General features: G+C 41.6%; 12 protein-coding genes. 9 read left to right on the top strand and 3 right to left on the bottom strand.

Translation table 11 applies throughout. The features are described 5' to 3' along the window. The 7 genes from AM608_RS10305 (at nt 1) to AM608_RS10275 (ending at nt 8,391) form a co-directional block, all read left to right on the top strand. Nucleotides 1-1,233 (top strand): FtsW/RodA/SpoVE family cell cycle protein, encoded by a 1,233-nt coding sequence (locus AM608_RS10305; RefSeq protein ID WP_009421080.1) that lies wholly within the window; start codon nt 1-3, stop codon nt 1,231-1,233. A gap of 25 nt (nt 1,234-1,258) precedes the next feature. After that, nucleotides 1,259-2,290, top strand: coding sequence for a ferrochelatase (gene hemH / locus AM608_RS10300; RefSeq protein ID WP_053581682.1), 1,032 nt, complete (start codon nt 1,259-1,261; stop codon nt 2,288-2,290). Nucleotides 2,291-2,375: 85 nt separating this feature from the next. Next, on the top strand, nt 2,376-2,921 hold the full coding sequence (locus AM608_RS10295) for a CopD family protein (protein WP_053581681.1): 546 nt from the start codon (nt 2,376-2,378) through the stop codon (nt 2,919-2,921). 175 nt (nt 2,922-3,096) lie between these two features. Next, complete coding sequence (locus AM608_RS10290; protein ID WP_053581680.1) at nt 3,097-4,806, top strand: 1-deoxy-D-xylulose-5-phosphate synthase; 1,710 nt, start codon at nt 3,097-3,099, stop codon at nt 4,804-4,806. Nucleotides 4,807-5,347: 541 nt separating this feature from the next. Further along, on the top strand, nt 5,348-6,367 hold the full coding sequence (locus AM608_RS10285; RefSeq protein WP_053581679.1) for a DUF3078 domain-containing protein: 1,020 nt from the start codon (nt 5,348-5,350) through the stop codon (nt 6,365-6,367). 3 nt (nt 6,368-6,370) lie between these two features. After that, entirely contained in the window at nt 6,371-6,964 is a 594-nt protein-coding gene (locus tag AM608_RS10280) for a thymidine kinase (protein ID WP_002676216.1), read from the top strand. A gap of 143 nt (nt 6,965-7,107) precedes the next feature. Further along, nucleotides 7,108-8,391 carry an MFS transporter gene (locus AM608_RS10275; protein WP_053581678.1) on the top strand — a complete coding sequence of 428 codons (1,284 nt, stop codon included), beginning with the start codon at nt 7,108-7,110 and terminating at the stop codon, nt 8,389-8,391. Between the two features lie 112 nt (nt 8,392-8,503). Here the strand turns inward: AM608_RS10275 and AM608_RS10270 are convergent, their stop codons facing one another. Further along, nucleotides 8,504-9,946, bottom strand: a complete 1,443-nt coding sequence (locus AM608_RS10270; RefSeq protein WP_053581677.1) for an arylsulfatase — start codon at nt 9,944-9,946, stop codon at nt 8,504-8,506. Between the two features lie 172 nt (nt 9,947-10,118). Then, nucleotides 10,119-10,295, bottom strand: coding sequence for a hypothetical protein (locus AM608_RS10265; RefSeq protein WP_053581676.1), 177 nt, complete (start codon nt 10,293-10,295; stop codon nt 10,119-10,121). A gap of 520 nt (nt 10,296-10,815) precedes the next feature. Between AM608_RS10265 and AM608_RS10260 the strand changes: the two genes are divergently transcribed. Then, nucleotides 10,816-13,107: an inorganic phosphate transporter gene (locus AM608_RS10260; protein ID WP_009411219.1), complete on the top strand. Its 2,292-nt coding sequence runs from the start codon at nt 10,816-10,818 to the stop codon at nt 13,105-13,107. Between the two features lie 67 nt (nt 13,108-13,174). Here the strand turns inward: AM608_RS10260 and pgk are convergent, their stop codons facing one another. Beyond that, nucleotides 13,175-14,365, bottom strand: coding sequence for a phosphoglycerate kinase (pgk, locus tag AM608_RS10255; protein WP_002675311.1), 1,191 nt, complete (start codon nt 14,363-14,365; stop codon nt 13,175-13,177). 187 nt (nt 14,366-14,552) lie between these two features. Here pgk and miaB point away from each other — a divergent pair, with 187 nt between their 5' ends. Then, nucleotides 14,553-16,001: a tRNA (N6-isopentenyl adenosine(37)-C2)-methylthiotransferase MiaB gene (gene miaB, locus AM608_RS10250; RefSeq protein WP_053581675.1), complete on the top strand. Its 1,449-nt coding sequence runs from the start codon at nt 14,553-14,555 to the stop codon at nt 15,999-16,001. Nucleotides 16,002-16,068: the final 67 nt, after the last annotated feature.

Genomic DNA, 16,068 nt, shown 5'->3' with positions numbered 1-16,068 from the left:
ATGCGCGAATGGATAGCCTCACATATCAAAGGCGATAAAACCCTTTGGGCGCTCATACTCGTCTTTACCCTCTTCTCCTTCTTGGCGGTGTACAGCACCAGTACCAACCTAGTGTATGTAGTGGGGAAGGGTACTCCTTTTGGCTACCTCATCAAGCACTTAGTGTTTGTAGGGGTTGGCTATCTCACTCTTTATATCGTGCATCGTACACCTTATCGTTTTTTCCGTCCTGCTTCTAAACTGGGTCTCATCTTAGCGGTGCTCCTGCTCATCTTTGCAAACCTTTCAGGAAGCACCATCGAAGGGGCAAACGCCAGCCGATGGCTCAGCGTAGGGGGTTTCTCCTTTCAGCCTTCCACCTTCGCAATGGTAATGCTGATGGCTTATGTAGCTTCTTATTTAGCTAAAAACTACGGCAAAAAACTCTCTTTCAAAGAAACTATCTTACCCCTGTGGATGCCCGTAGGAGTGATTGCAGCCTTAGTACTTCTTTCTAACCTATCTACCGCAATGCTAATTCTCAGCTCAGTGCTGATGCTCACTTTCTTGGGTCGTTTCCCAATGAAACATATCTTTTCAGCTATAGGCATTGCAATTGTTTTCCTTGCACTTTTCTTATTAGTAGTAAAAGCCTTCCCCGAAGCTTTCCCCAATAGGGTAGATACTTGGATGAGTCGTATCGAATCGTTTATGGGAGGCGAGGACAACAAAGAAGGCTATCAGATAGAGCGCTCCAAAATGGCTATTGCCAAAGGAGGTATAATGGGACAAGGAGCAGGTAAAAGCACAATGAAAAACTTCCTCCCTCAAAGTTCCTCCGACTTTATTTATGCTATCATCACCGAAGAATATGGCTCATTAGGAGCTATCGTTATAATGGTGCTTTACATACTACTGCTCATTCGCATTGTAGTCATCTCACAAAAAGCACCTACCCTCTACGGACAGTTATTAGTATTAGGCTTAGGTTTCCCAATACTCTTGCAAGCAATCATTAATATGGGAGTAGCGGTAGAACTCTTTCCCGTAACGGGGCAGAACCTACCTCTCATCAGTAGTGGAGGTACATCACTGTGGATGACGTGCTTAGCCTTAGGGTGTATTCTCTCCGTAAGTGCCCAAAAGCGCAAAGACGGTAAGATGGAAAAAGACAAACCCGAAGCCGACGTAGAGGAAGAACTCGCTGAAAGCGCTCTCAGACAAATGAAAAATGCGAACCGCACAGGCGATTAACTTTTAACTTTTCACTTAACTAAAAATGCCCAAAGGAGTATTACTCGTAAATTTAGGATCACCCGATTCCTTTGCAATAAAAGACATTAAACGATATCTAAAAGAATTTTTAATGGACGAACGCGTCATCGACCTGCCTTACCTATTGCGCTATGCTCTGGTACACGGGGTTATTCTCAATACACGTCCACCTAAAACCAGTAAAGCCTATCAAAAAATATGGTGGAGCGAAGGTTCTCCTCTCATTGTCATTAGTCGTTGGCTTACTGAAAAAGTACAGCGTAAAGTCTCTGTACCCGTAGTATTAGCAATGCGCTATGGCAACCCAAGTATCGCCAATGCAATAAAAGAATTACACAGCAAAGGAGTTGATGAAGTACTCCTCATTCCTCTTTATCCTCAATACGCAATGGCTACTACCGAAACCATTGAAGTCCTCACCGAAAAACTCATCAAAGCCTCTTATCCTAATATGCGCCTCACCAAGTTTCCTGCTTTCTTCCATCGCCCCGAGTATATCGAGGCTTTAGCGCAGGTAGTACGCGCTCATTTAGGGACAGCTCCTTTCGACCATTTGCTCTTTTCTTATCACGGTGTACCCGAGCGCCATCTCTACAAAACCACACCTACCTCTGCACACAAACACATTGTAGAAGGTGTAACTTGTTGCGACCCTTACAGCGAAGAAGGAAGGCACTGCTACCGCAGTCACTGTTTTGAGACTACTCGCTTATTGGCAGAAAAGTTGGGATTAGAAAAAGGAAAATACTCACAAGCGTTTCAATCGCGTTTGGGGAAGGATAAGTGGATTACCCCTTTCACTTCCGATAAAATTATAGAACTTGCCCGAAATGGTGTAAAAAAATTAGCGGTCATCGCTCCTGCCTTTGTCGCCGATTGCGTAGAAACTCTTGAAGAAATAGAAATAGTAGGAGGTAAATCTTTCCGCAAAAATGGTGGTGAAAATTTTAAAATGATTCCTTGCCTCAACGACTCCGACCTGTGGGTACAAGCTCTCTCCTCTTGGATTAATGAAGAGACAAAAGATGAAAGATAAGATTAAAACTTTTCGGACGACTTCTTTTTTTATTTTAGCTGATTAATTTCTATCTTTGTAATCTGAAACGCTTAAAATATTTCTAATGACCGATTACCTTATTGCTAAAAGCATACATATCATCTTTGTAGTGAGCTATTTCGCAGGGCTCTTTTATATGGTGCGACTATTTATCTATCACACCGAAGCCTTGGAAAAAGATGACCCCGAACGCTCAATTCTCCACAAACAATTCAGCTTTATGGAAGAGCGCTTGTGGAACATCATTACCGTGCCGGCGCTGGTGCTGATGACTCTTAGCGGACTCTATATGCTATACGACGGTGGCGAGTGGACGCTTATTAAACAAGGATGGTTTCACGTCAAACTGCTATTCATCGTCTTTTTGTTTGTGTATCATTACTATTCTTGGCACATAATGAAACGACTCCAAGCGGGGCGCGCCTCTCTTACTTCGGTGCAACTGCGAATGCTCAACGAAGTAGCGACAATTATCCTCTTTGTGGTGGTATTCGCCGTGATACTAAAAGGCTTATTCATCACCTATTGGTATTTTTCTTTAATAGCTTTTGTAGCAATGGGGGCTCTGATAATGTTAGTAGTGAAATTGGTCAATAAAGGAAAGAATTAGCATATTTGAAAATTAACATTTTAGCCAATGAGTGCGTCGCAAACTTAGCTAAAGTTTCAAATACAAGCTACACTTCTTTTTTAATTGTTTGATTTGAATAGATTTGTTTGATTTCTAAGGCACAAACCTTATCCTTTTTAATTTCTTTGTTGAATTTCTATAGCGTAAGCTTAATATGCAACAACTAAAAAATACTCCTATAACCTCTCTTCCTGCTCTGGCGCAACAAATCCGCAACCGCATTATAGAGGTTATTGCTACACGAGGTGGGCACTTAGGTGCAAGTCTCGGAGTGGTAGAGCTTACTATTGCATTGCACTATGTATTCGATACTCCTCACGATATACTAGTATGGGACGTAGGGCACCAGAGTTATGCTCATAAAATCCTCACCGGTAGAAACGAGGATTTTACACATATACGCGAGCGTGGAGGTATCAGTGGTTTTCCTAAACGTGCAGAAAGTCAGTACGATGTTTTTGGTACGGGACACTCATCTACCTCTCTTTCTGCTGTCTTGGGTATGGCAATGGCATCGGCTTTGGCAGGCGATAAAGAGCGACAACATATAGCCGTGATAGGCGATGCTTCTATTATGAGTGGTATGGCTTTCGAGGCACTGAACTATGCAGGCACCACCGATGCCAATATGCTCATTATACTGAACGACAATGCAATGGCTATCGACCCCACCGTAGGAGCGTTCTCTCATTACCTTGCCCAGCTGAAAACCGAACACGCTACCCGCAGTGCTTTTTTTAGTGCTTTGGGGATTACCTACAAAGGCGTAATAGACGGGCACAACCTCCCCGCGCTCATCTCGGCACTCAAAGCCGAAAAGCAAGCCCGTGGAGTGCGCCTCATACACGTTGTCACCACCAAAGGTAAAGGATACCCCAAAGCCGAAGCCTCACAAGTATTTTTCCATTCCCCTTCACAATTCGATAAAATCACAGGCAACCCTCTGCCTGAAAATTCTGCTCTCCCTGCTAAATATCAAGACGTAGTAGGGCAAACCCTCACCGAACTCGCCCAGCAGAACCCCAAGATAGTTGTCATCACCCCTGCAATGAGTAGTGGTAGCGGACTCACGGTTATGCAAAAGGCATTCCCTGATAGGGTAATGGACGTGGGTATTGCCGAACAACACGCGGTTACCTTTGCTGCCGGTTGGGCTACACAAGGTTTTATACCGTACTGTGTGGTATATTCCACATTTTTACAGCGCGCTTACGACCAGCTTATTCACGATGTAGCCCTCCAAAACCTGCCCGTAATATTCTGTATAGACCGTGCAGGACTCGTAGGCGAAGACGGTGCCACCCATCACGGAGTGTTTGATATGGCATTCTTGCGCCCTATTCCTAACCTCATTATCGCTTCACCGCGTAATGCTACCGAGTTGCGCAATTTGCTCTATACCGCCCAGCAATCACTCGAGCACCCCATTGCCATTCGTTATCCTCGTGGTCGTTGTACACAAACCGATTGGCAACAACCTTTTCAACAGCTAATTATAGGCAAAGGCGAACAGCTAAAAGAAGGTAGCGAGATAGCCGTACTCACCATTGGCGCCATTGCCGAAAATGTACAACAACAGCTCACTCAAACTGCTGAACCCGAAAAATATGCCCATTACGATGCCCGTTTTCTCAAACCTTTGGACGAGGCGATGCTACATCATATCTTCTGTTCTTATAAAAAAGTAATCACAGTAGAAGAAGGAAGCACAGGCGGTTTAGGTAGTGCCGTAGCCGAATTTGCTACCCAGCACAGCTATACCACTCCGCTGAAAATCATCACTCTTCCTGATAGTTTTATTCCTCACGGCAAAGTAGAGACGCTCAAAGAAGAGTTTTTAACAATTAGAGATTTAGCAGATTGACAAAATAAGCCAATGTGTGAAAGAATAAAAACTGCTTTTTCTTCAACCATTTCACGTTTTTAACACTTTTTCCTCAACAGTTTTAAAAGCCCTTTCTTCCTATTGACATTCAACTAACTAACACCTTTCCTTCGTCTTAGGTTCGTCTTTCCTTCGTCTTAGGTTCGCTCTTCCTTCGGTTAAGCTTCGGTGAAGAGATAAATATGATAAATCTTTTATTTAACTGAATAATAACATTTTAACTCTTTTTACAGCATAAGAGACTATATTGTATTTTTCTTTTTAATAATTGAAAAAAATACATACATTTAACAAACATTAAGATTTTTTCAGCAATCTGTCAAGCTTCTTTTTTGCTAATCTGATAATTACTTCTCATTCTATACCTCTCCCCTACTATTATATTTTCATTACGCTTTGTCTGTCAAGCATTCACCAGCTATATTCATTCCATTTTACATTTATTAGTTCATTTGCTAATTGCCAAATTAGCAAATTATCATTACCTTTGCACCCTGAAATATTTAGCACGATTCTCTGTATGAAAAAACTCATTGTTCTACTGTTTCTTACCTCCTTTACCGCTTTTGGGCAAGTGCGCAAAGCAAGAACCTACGAAGCTCCCGTAAAGTCCGATACGGTAAAGGTAATGAAAGATACCGAAGCGTTAAAGTTCACTTTCAACCGTTTTAAATTAGCACAACAAAAATGGTTCAAATTCAATCAAGTGAGCCTTAATATGAGTGAGGTAGCTTTTTCTAATTGGAGTGCAGGAGGAGAAAGTTCTATTTCGGGGATATTTAATGCCAAATTCCGTCGCCGTTATACCGAACGCACTTTCTTTTGGGACAACGAATTAGAAATCAACTACGGTATTAATGCTCAAAAAGGACGCGAAGTACGCAAGACCGACGATAAACTCTCACTCATCTCATCGTTTGGCTATCGAGGCGACTCACAGTCGTTTTGGTATTACACGGCGCGCTATCAGTTTCTTTCACAAATCAGCAACGGGTACAACTATCCCGATGTAGAAAAGCCTATCTCCAAATTCTTTGCCCCTGCTTATATCACCTTTGGTTTGGGTACTGAATATGCTCCTTCAAAGATAAAATTCAGTATTTTCCTTTCGCCTATCACGCTTAAAACTACTGCTGTACTCGACCAACGTTTAGCCGATGAAGGTGCTTTCGGGGTAGAAAGAGCCCAGCGCGCTCCTGACGGTACTATTCTGAAGAAGGGTAAGCGTACTCATAACGAACTGGGTTTTTCAGTGTCCGGTCGCTGGGACAAGAAAGTGATGGAGAATATGATACTCGATACTTCCTTCAATTTCTATGGCGATTACCTTAAAAACTTCGGAAATATAGATGTGGATTGGGAAACTAATCTCAACTTGAAGGTAAATAACTACGTGCAGGCGCGTATAGGGGTGCATATCAAATACGACGACGATGTGAAGTTTTATTCGTACAAAGCACCTAATGGTGAAGTGCACAACTATGGCGCACGCACTCAGTTCAAGCAAGTATTAGGAGTAGGAGTACTATATACTTTTTAAGTGATGTTTTTAGAGAATACTGTAAATAACAACGAAAAAGCGGGCTGGATAGAAGTAATATGCGGGTCGATGTTCTCAGGCAAAACCGAAGAACTGATTCGCCGATTACGTCGTGCCCAATTTGCAAAACAGAAGGTAGAGATATTTAAACCCAGTTTCGACACGCGTTATGATGATACCAATATCGTATCGCACAACGCCAATGAAATTCCTTCTACACCCGTAGAAGCCGCCGCCAGCATTATGCTTCTTGCCGATGGTTGCGATGTGGTGGGTATAGACGAAGCACAGTTTTTCGACGACGAGATAGTACACGTGTGCAATGAGCTCGCCAATCGCGGGGTACGCGTAATCGTAGCAGGACTCGATATGGACTATAAAGGAAAGCCTTTCGGACCTATGCCCTTCTTAATGGCTACTGCCGAGTATGTTACTAAGGTACACGCTGTTTGTACACGTACTGGCAACCTCGCCAATTATAGTTTTCGCAAAGTTTCTAACGACCAGCAACGCTTGTTAGGAGAAGCCGATAGCTATGAGCCTCTCAGTCGCGCTGCCTTCTATAAAGCAATGAATGCTAAGAAAACAAAAGAATAATAACTGCACTTAAAGTACTTAATTGATATGTTATTTTGGTATATTTAGGGTATTTTCAAACTTGCTAATCTGTTAACTTGCCAATTTATAATTATTTTGTACTTTTGTCTGATTTTTAAAATGAAGTAATATAAACAACCATTATGAAAAAGAAAAATCCTATTACTTGGGTGCCTACCACCTATTTCGCTATGGGACTTCCCTTTGTGATGCTTTCATTAGTTTTTCCTATTATCTTCAAAGGATTAGGTATTCCTGACGACCAGAACGCTTTTTGGACTTCTTTACTCATCTTACCTTGGTCATTAAAACCTATTATCAGTGTAATAATGGAGCTCTATGGTACTAAAAAACAATATATTGTCATTACCGAATTAGTATCAGCAGCCTTATTCGGTTGTATTGTATTTTCGTTACCTCTGCCCAACTTTTTCACTGTGTGTTTAGCCTTATTAGGAGTGATTGCCCTTAGTGGTTCTACTCACGATATTGCAGGTGACGGAATGTATATGGAACAATTGGACACTGCTACCCAAAGTGTATATTCTGGCTGGCAAGGTGCTTTCTATAACTTAGCAAAAGTGCTTGCCAATGGTGGTCTTATCTTCTTAGCAGGTTGGCTTGTAAAAGCAAAAGGTATGAGTGTAGTTGCTTCTTGGCAACTGATTCTTAGTATTTGTGCTACTATTTTAGGTCTCGTAGGTCTATATCACCTTTATGCTTTGCCAAAAGATACTAAACCTCAGCAAGCTGGTGATTTTAATGTAAAAATGAAAGAACTATGGGGTATTTTTGTAGCTTTCTTCCAAAAGAAATATATTTTTTATTATTTGTTTTTTATCTTCTTATACCGTTTTGCAGAAGGATTAGCTATGAAGATAGCTCCTCTTTTCCTCATTGCTAAAACTGATAAAGGAGGCTTAGGGCTCACCGAACAAGAATATGGCTTAGTATACGGTACTGCGGGAGTTATTGCTTTTATTGTAGGCTCTATTTCAGCTGGCTATTTCGTCTCTCGTGTAGGGTTGCGCAAAGCTCTTTTCACTTTGGCGTGTGCTTTTAATATTCCTTTTGTAGTGTATCTACTTTTTGCTTATTTCTTGCCCTCTCATTTGCCTACTATCGCTTTGGGAATTGTAGGTGAGTACTTTGGTTATGGCTTCGGTTTTGTAGGTCTTACCCTCTTTATGATGCAACAAATAGCTCCTGGTAAATACCAAATGGCTCACTATGCTTTCGCCAATAGCCTGATGAACTTAGGAGTGATGGTTCCTGGTATGATTAGTGGTTTTCTAAGTAAATATTTAGGTTATCAACACTTCTTCTTATTGGTAATGATTTGCACTATTCCTGCACTATTAATCACTTGGAAAGTGCCTTTTACTTATGACTCCAAGCAGAATAAAATAGATGAAAAAGCTCATTAAACCTACTTCTTAGAGCATTTTTAAGGTCTATAATATCAATACTTAAAAGCCTTTACCTAAATACTGATTAGGTAAAGGCTTTTAAGTTATCATTCTTCCTCCTTAGTAAGTTTTATTTCTTTGCCTCCCAATCAAAAGGAAAGAGCTCTGAGCGTGTATGACTTTGTTCCATAAATCGGTCTATTTTCTTCACTATCTTAGGATATTTCTCGGCGAGGTTGTGCTGTTCAGCAGGGTCAGTAGTAAGGTCGTACAACTCAATAGGAGCTTTTTTATCTTTATTCACGTTTAGGCGTACTCCTTTCCAGTTTTTATAACGCACTGCTTGTCTACCTCCCATTTCGTGAAACTCCCAATAAAGGTATTTATGCTGTTGCTGTTGTTTCTTCCCTAAAAGCGTAGGTAAAAACGACACCTGATGCCTATCAGGCACATACTTCTGATGCGTAATCTCAGCAAAGGTAGGCATCATATCCCAAAAAGCCCCTATGTGGTCGCTTACGCTACCTGCCTTTATCTTGCCTTTCCAATACACAATGTAAGGGGTACGTATACCGCCTTCGTACAAGTCGCGTTTAATACCCCTCAATCCTGCTGAGGAGTTGAAGAACTTAGGGTCAGCACCACCTTCGCGATGTGCCCCATTGTCGCTCGCAAAGATGATAATGGTATCCTCATCAAGCCCTTTAACTTTAAGGAGCTTGCGTATTTCTCCCAAATACTTGTCTAACCGACTCACCATAGCCGCATAAGTGGCATAAGTATGCGGTTGCGACATATAACCTGCCCAGCCAAAAGGTTTAGGAGTAATCTTGTCGTAATCCACCCCTTTATAAGGTTTCTTGGGGAGATATTCGTACGAAGCGTAAATACTGTCGTGAGGCACTACTAATTCGGCGTGTGGGAGTGTATAGGTAAGCCACATAAAGAAAGGCTTATCAGCTGTTTGTTTGCCTATATAATCCAATATTTTTTCTTGTATGAGGTCTTCGCCATAAACCTCTTGGCGCTCATAGTTTCCGTTTTCGGGAATGAGCCCCTTTTCATTGTCGTGCCACAAGAAAGCAGGATAACGGCGATGAGCGCGGAACTGCGAGTTATAACCAAAAAAAGTATCAAACCCTTGTTTTAGCGGATTCCCTTCGGAAGGAACGATACCCAAACCCCATTTACCAAAACAACCCGTATTATAGCCTGCTTTCTTAAAAAGTTGTGCTACCGATGGGTCGTTGGCAAGTAAAGGTGCTTGCCCATCTACTGGCTCACGCACTTCTTCATTACCGCGTATGTGCGTTTCACCCGTAGTTTGCCCTGTAATAAACGAAGCGCGAGAGGGCGCGCACACAGATGTACCTGTATAAAACTGAGTAAACTTCATTCCTTCATCAGCGAGTTTGCTGAGTTGGGGTGTTTTGATAATCTGCTGACCGTAAGGCTCTATATCGCCGTAACCTAAATCGTCAGCCAAAATAAAGATAACATTAGGAAGTTTTTCTTGTGCGTTGACTCCTATGGTGCATAAGGAAGCTAAAAAGCTGAATAGTAAATGTTTCATAATAGTTAATAATGAGTTATAAATGGTTAATCATTAATGCGACAAAGATACAAAACAATTTACAATTAGCAATAAAATAGATTATCAAACTCACATTAATCAACGTTCGTTCGATATGATCATCACCACAACTCCCCTTGCGTCTCTATTGTACCTCTCCTGCGAGTCTCTCTCAAACATCTAATAACTCCGCTTTGGTCGCTACAATTCCTTTTTTGAAGATAGCCAGCAATAGCTGGGTATGTGTACCGCGAGAGCAGAGTATGTGTAAAGGAGGAGGTTTGTCTCCTTTTCCAGCTTGTCCCCCTTCGGGGGTTCGGGGGCTTACCGAATAAATGACTCGCCACATTCCCCCTCATTGAGAGGGCTAGGGAGAGGTTTCTCCCCTACTGCCTATTGCCTAAGACCTCATACTTCCTCATTTTCTCATTTCCAAATTTACTAATTTCCTAATTATCCCTTCTCCTTTCCGTCACAACATTCCCCCTCATTGAGGGGGCTAGGGGGAGGTTATCCCCTAGTGCCTATGGCCTAAGTCCTAGTACCTATTCCTCTTTCTTTCGCCTCGAAACCCGGTTTTTAACATTTTTAGCCTTGTTGTATTATACTATTTATCAACCACTTATATACCCTTTCTATACCAATCGTCCAAGATTCGTATAAGCTTCCTATAAGCTCTCTATAAGCTAACCCCACCCTCCTTACACCATTTTTTCACCAAAACCTCTCTCAGCTCTCTTCCGTTATCTTTCGATATCTTATGATACTCCAAAAAATCCAATTACCAACCCCCAATTAGTAAAACCTAACCTTTTTTTGCTAATTAAAAAATGTTTCGTACTTTTGCGTCGTAAAACTGATATAGTGTTATGGAACAGGTGTACATCTTTATGCTGTTCGTGTTCTTGGTGCTCGCCGTTATCGATTTGGTGGTGGGTGTGAGTAACGATGCAGCTAACTTTCTTAACTCTGCCGTAGGCTCCAAAGTAGCCACCATTCGCACCATTATGATAGTCGCCAGCGTGGGGGTAGCCATTGGTGCCGTCTTTTCTAGCGGAATGATGGAAATCGCACGTAAAGGCATCTTTAACCCTCAGCTCTTTTATTTCGATGAGGTAATGGTTATCTTTATGTCGGTTATTCTTGCCGATATCCTCCTCTTCGACCTCTTCAACTCTATCGGTCTACCTACTTCCACAACCGTTTCTATCGTATTCGAACTCTTGGGCGCTGCGATGTGTGTCGCCACTATCAAAACGTTTATGAGTGACGAATCGCTTTTTAACGCTTTCAACTATATCAATACAAGCGAAGCAGGCAAAATTATCACCGGTATTTTCACCTCGGTAGCCATCGCTTTTACAGTCGGTACGATTGTACAATATTTAGCCCGATTAGTATTCTCATTTAAATATCAAGAAAATGTAAAATATGTAGGAGGTGTGTTCGGCGGGCTCTCGCTTACAGGGCTTTCCTACTTCATTATCTTTAAAGGACTCAAAGACGTCGCTTTCATTCCTAAAGAAGCCATTGCGTGGATAGACACGAATATAGTGCCGCTACTCATTGGCTGTTTTATTTTCTATTCGGTGCTCTCACAAGTGCTTATCCGTATGAAAGTAAATATTTTTAGGGTAATTATTCTCAGCGGTACTTTTGCTTTGGCAATGGCTTTTGCGGGTAACGACTTAGTGAACTTCATAGGGGTACCGGTAGCAGCTTATCAGTCGTATGATATATGGCATAATTCAGGAGTAGCTCACGACGGCTTGTTAATGGGTGCTTTAGCCGATGGGCAAATCTCTACTCCTACCGCCTTGCTATTGCTTACTGGTTTTGTGATGATTCTCACCCTTTGGTTTTCCAAAAAAGCACGTCACGTAATCGATACAGGCGTCAATCTATCTCGTCAAAACGAAGGAGGTGAAGAGAAGTTTTCTTCTAACTTCTTATCGCGATTCTTGGTGCGTATTACAGTGATTTGTGCCAATGCCGTGAACTTCATAATGCCAAAGTCGATTAGCAACAAAATAGACCACCGTTTCGAAAAACCTGAACCTGACCCTAATGTAAAAGAAGAAGACCTTCCTGCTTTCGACCTCGTGCGTGCTGCTATCAACCTCGTGGTATCCAGTAGTTTGATTGCCATTGGTACTTCCTTTAAGCTCCCGCTTTCTACTACTTATGTAACCTTTATGGTAGCAATGGGTTCTTCCCTTGCCGATAGAGCTTGGGGGCGCGATAGTGCTGTATATCGCGTGGCAGGGGTACTGAACGTAATCGGCGGTTGGTTTTTAACGGCTATTGTCGCCTTTATCGGGGCATTTTTAGTAGCAGGCATATTGTATTACGGAAGCGTGATTGGGCTTATTGTGATGATAATGGTAGTAGGCTTTGTGCTCATTCGCAACGCAATTATCTACCGCAATAAACAGAAAGCCAAAGCACAAGGCAAACGCTTTGAGCGTGCCGACTTGGCTACCATTGGCGGTGTCATCAAAGAAAGCTCTAACTATGTATCCGAAACGATTTTCCGCATCGACCAGCTTTATAGCAAAGTGGTGAAGAATCTCGGTACTCAAGATTTAGGCAAACTCACCAAAAACAAAAAGAATGCTAAAAAGCTCGAAAAAGAACTCGATGAGCTGAAAGGTAATGTGTACTACTTTATCAAATCGCTGAATGAAAGTTCAGTAGCGTCCAGCAAGTTCTATATCCTTATTTTGGACTGTTTGCAGGATATGGCACAATGTCTTACGGCTATCACACTCAATAGTTATGAACACGTAAACAACAATCACAAGAACCTCAAATTTAATCAGCTACGTGACTTAAAATACATTTCCGATAAGATGGAAGATGTGTTTAAGGCAGAAGCCGAAATATTCAAAGGTTCAGACTATAACAAGTTACACGTAATTTTCGAAGATTGTAAGGTGTTGAAAAACGAAGTGTCAAAGATGGTACAAAAACAAATCGACCGTATTCGCACTACCGAAACCAGTCATAAAACTACTAAATTATATTTTAGTATTTTATTAGAAACCAATGCGCTCATCCGTGCTAATAACAACTTGTTAATGCAGTTCGATGAATACCAAAAACAGCAAAATAAGAAGAAGAAAATGAACCTTATCACCCAAGTAACAGGGAAGAAATAATGAAGATATAAAAAAGAGGCAACTAAGTTAATTTCTAGTTACCTCTTTTTCTTTTTCTATATTTTAACTATTCGTTAATAGCTGCAATACCAGGGAGTACCAATCCTTCAAGGCTTTCAAGCATCGCTCCTCCACCGGTAGAAACATAACTTACTTTATGCTCAAAACCAAATTGTTTTACAGCAGCTACCGAGTCGCCACCTCCTACAAGTGAGAAAGCACCTTTTTTAGTAGCTTCAGCCACGTAATCACCTACGGCTATGGTACCTTTAGCGAAGTTAGGCATTTCAAATACTCCTATAGGACCATTCCACAAAATAGTTTTCGATTTAAGCAATACCGATTTGATATTTTCAAGAGTCTTAGGTCCTGCGTCCAATCCTTCCCAACCATCGGGAATAGCATTCACAGGTACTACTTGTGTTTTGGCGTTGTTATCGAAAGCATCAGCAGCTACTACGTCTATAGGCAAGTGTACTTCTACTCCTTTAGCTTTGGCTTTGGCAAGGATATCAAGTGCAAGGTCGAGTTTATCGTCTTCGCAGATAGAACTACCTACTTTTCCGCCTTGTGCTTTGATGAAAGTATAAGCCATACCCCCACCTATGATAAGGTGGTTCACTTTATCTAAGATATTTTCGATAATAGTGATTTTAGAAGAAACTTTTGAACCACCAAGGATAGCAGTTACAGGTTTTTCGCCGTTCTTCATCACTTTATCAATACTTTCAATCTCCTTAGCGAGGAGGTAACCAAAGCATTTGTGGTTAGGGAAGAATTTCGCTACAATAGTAGTCGAAGCGTGAGCGCGGTGAGCGGTACCAAAAGCGTCGTTCACATAGATATCGCCGAGTTTAGCAAGCTGTTTAGAGAATGCTTCATCTCCTTTTTCTTCTTCGTTATGAAAACGCAAGTTTTCAAGTAATACCACACTACCAGCAGGAGCAGCTGCTACCGCTTTTTCGGCTACTTCGCCTACGCAATCATCTACAAAAATCACTTTTTTACCTAATACTTTTTCCACTTCACTTACAATGTGACGCAAAGAATACTTGTCGTTGCGTTCCCCTTTAGGGCGACCTAAGTGGCTCATAAGTACTGCGGTTCCTCCATCTTTGAGAATTTTCTCGATAGTAGGTTTCGCAGCCTCAATACGAGTGTTATCAGTTACTTTAAAATTTTCGTCCAATGGCACATTAAAGTCCACGCGAATAAGGGCTTTCTTGCCCGCAAAATTAAAATTGTCTATGGTTTTCATATATCTAAAACTACAATAATTTTATTCAAGCCTCAAAGGTACAACAAAAAAGTGATATACACAAAACTTTTTGACAATAATTTTATTTCGCCAATTACCCTTAATGGTAAAATTGGCACACTGACAAATTGGCTAATTGCCAAATTATCTTTATCTTTGCGCCCTCAATTCAGAAACTCAAACCTCTATGGCTAAAGAAATAAACGAAAGTAAACAAGGACAAAGCCTTGTTTTACAAGCTGATAATAACAATTCCAAAAAACTATATATCGAGAGTTACGGTTGCCAAATGAACTTCTCCGACAGTGAAATTGTAGCTTCTATTCTCTCCAAAGCGGGATATAATACCACTGATACTGTTGATGAAGCCGATTTGGTACTTATCAACACCTGCTCAGTGCGCGAAAAGGCAGAACAGACTATTCGCAAGCGCTTGGAGCAATTCAATGTGTACAAACGCAAGAAACCCGCTATGAAAGTGGGCGTATTGGGCTGTATGGCCGAAAGGGTAAAACACGCCTTCCTCGAAGAAGAAAAAATAGTGGATATGGTGGTAGGTCCTGATGCTTATAAGGATTTACCTAACCTACTTGAAGAAGTGGAAGAAGGTCGTGAAGCGGTAAATGTGATTCTCTCTAAGGACGAAACCTATGCCGATATTGCGCCTATCCGTCTCAATAGCAACGGTGTAACAGCTTTTGTATCGATTACGCGCGGTTGTGACAATATGTGTACTTTCTGCATTGTACCTTTCACTCGCGGACGTGAACGCAGTCGTGACCCTTATTCTATCCTCAACGAAATCGCCGACCTCCAAGCGCGTGGATTTAAAGAGGTTACTCTACTGGGACAGAATGTGGATAGTTACCTTTGGTATGGAGGCGGGCTCAAAAAGGATTTCAGCAAAGCAAGTGAGATGCAACAAGCCACCGCTATCAACTTTGCTAAACTCCTCGATATGGTGGCAACAGCTCAGCCTGAAATGCGTATCCGCTTTTCTACCTCCAATCCGCAGGATATGACCCTTGATGTGATTGATACGATGGCAAAACACCCTAACATCTGCAAGTATATCCACCTGCCCGTACAGAGCGGTAGCAATCGCATCTTGAAAGCAATGAACCGCCTCCATACTCGCGAAGAATATTTTGCGCTGATAGACAGCATACGCGAACGCATTCCTGAGTGTGCTATTTCGCAGGATATGATTGCTGGTTTCCCCACCGAAACTGAAGAAGACCACCAAGATACGCTTTCGCTAATGGAATATGTGAAGTATGATTTTGGGTTTATGTTTGCTTATTCGGAGCGTCCTGGTACATTAGCAGCACGCAAAATAGAAGATGATGTACCCGAAGAAGTAAAGAAACGCCGTCTTGCTGAGATTATCGACCTGCAACAGAAACACAGCTTGTACCGCACTCAAGCACAAATAGGCAAAACGGTAGAAGTGCTTATAGAGGGAAACTCTAAAAAATCGGATAAAGAGTGGATGGGGCGCAATAGTCAGAATACCGTAGTAGTATTCCCCAAAGAAGATTATAAAATAGGCGATTTTGTAATGGTAAAAATTACAGATTGTACTTCTACTACCCTAATAGGAAAAGCAGTAAAAATTAGTAATGAAAGACAATAGAGAAGAAACAAAATAGGCTGTCCGGTCAAGGGACAGCCTATTTTGTATTACTTTTAGTTGTGATAAT

It is taken from the genome of Capnocytophaga sp. oral taxon 323 (genome assembly GCF_001278825.1).
Lineage (GTDB): Bacteria > Bacteroidota > Bacteroidia > Flavobacteriales > Flavobacteriaceae > Capnocytophaga > Capnocytophaga ochracea.
This window is presented reverse-complemented; position numbering and strand designations above follow the sequence as displayed.

Excerpts from the sequence above, each read along its gene's own strand:
- AM608_RS10305 (WP_009421080.1), top strand. The coding sequence starts at position 1 with ATGCGCGAATGGATAGCCTCACATATCAAAGGCGATAAAACCCTTTGG.
- hemH (WP_053581682.1), top strand. The coding sequence starts at position 1,259 with ATGCCCAAAGGAGTATTACTCGTAAATTTAGGATCACCCGATTCCTTT.
- AM608_RS10295 (WP_053581681.1), top strand. The coding sequence starts at position 2,376 with ATGACCGATTACCTTATTGCTAAAAGCATACATATCATCTTTGTAGTG.
- AM608_RS10290 (WP_053581680.1), top strand. The coding sequence starts at position 3,097 with ATGCAACAACTAAAAAATACTCCTATAACCTCTCTTCCTGCTCTGGCG.
- AM608_RS10285 (WP_053581679.1), top strand. The coding sequence starts at position 5,348 with ATGAAAAAACTCATTGTTCTACTGTTTCTTACCTCCTTTACCGCTTTT.
- AM608_RS10280 (WP_002676216.1), top strand. The coding sequence starts at position 6,371 with ATGTTTTTAGAGAATACTGTAAATAACAACGAAAAAGCGGGCTGGATA.
- AM608_RS10275 (WP_053581678.1), top strand. The coding sequence starts at position 7,108 with ATGAAAAAGAAAAATCCTATTACTTGGGTGCCTACCACCTATTTCGCT.
- AM608_RS10270 (WP_053581677.1), bottom strand. The coding sequence starts at position 9,946 with ATGAAACATTTACTATTCAGCTTTTTAGCTTCCTTATGCACCATAGGA.
- AM608_RS10265 (WP_053581676.1), bottom strand. The coding sequence starts at position 10,295 with ATGTGGCGAGTCATTTATTCGGTAAGCCCCCGAACCCCCGAAGGGGGA.
- AM608_RS10260 (WP_009411219.1), top strand. The coding sequence starts at position 10,816 with ATGGAACAGGTGTACATCTTTATGCTGTTCGTGTTCTTGGTGCTCGCC.
- pgk (WP_002675311.1), bottom strand. The coding sequence starts at position 14,365 with ATGAAAACCATAGACAATTTTAATTTTGCGGGCAAGAAAGCCCTTATT.
- miaB (WP_053581675.1), top strand. The coding sequence starts at position 14,553 with ATGGCTAAAGAAATAAACGAAAGTAAACAAGGACAAAGCCTTGTTTTA.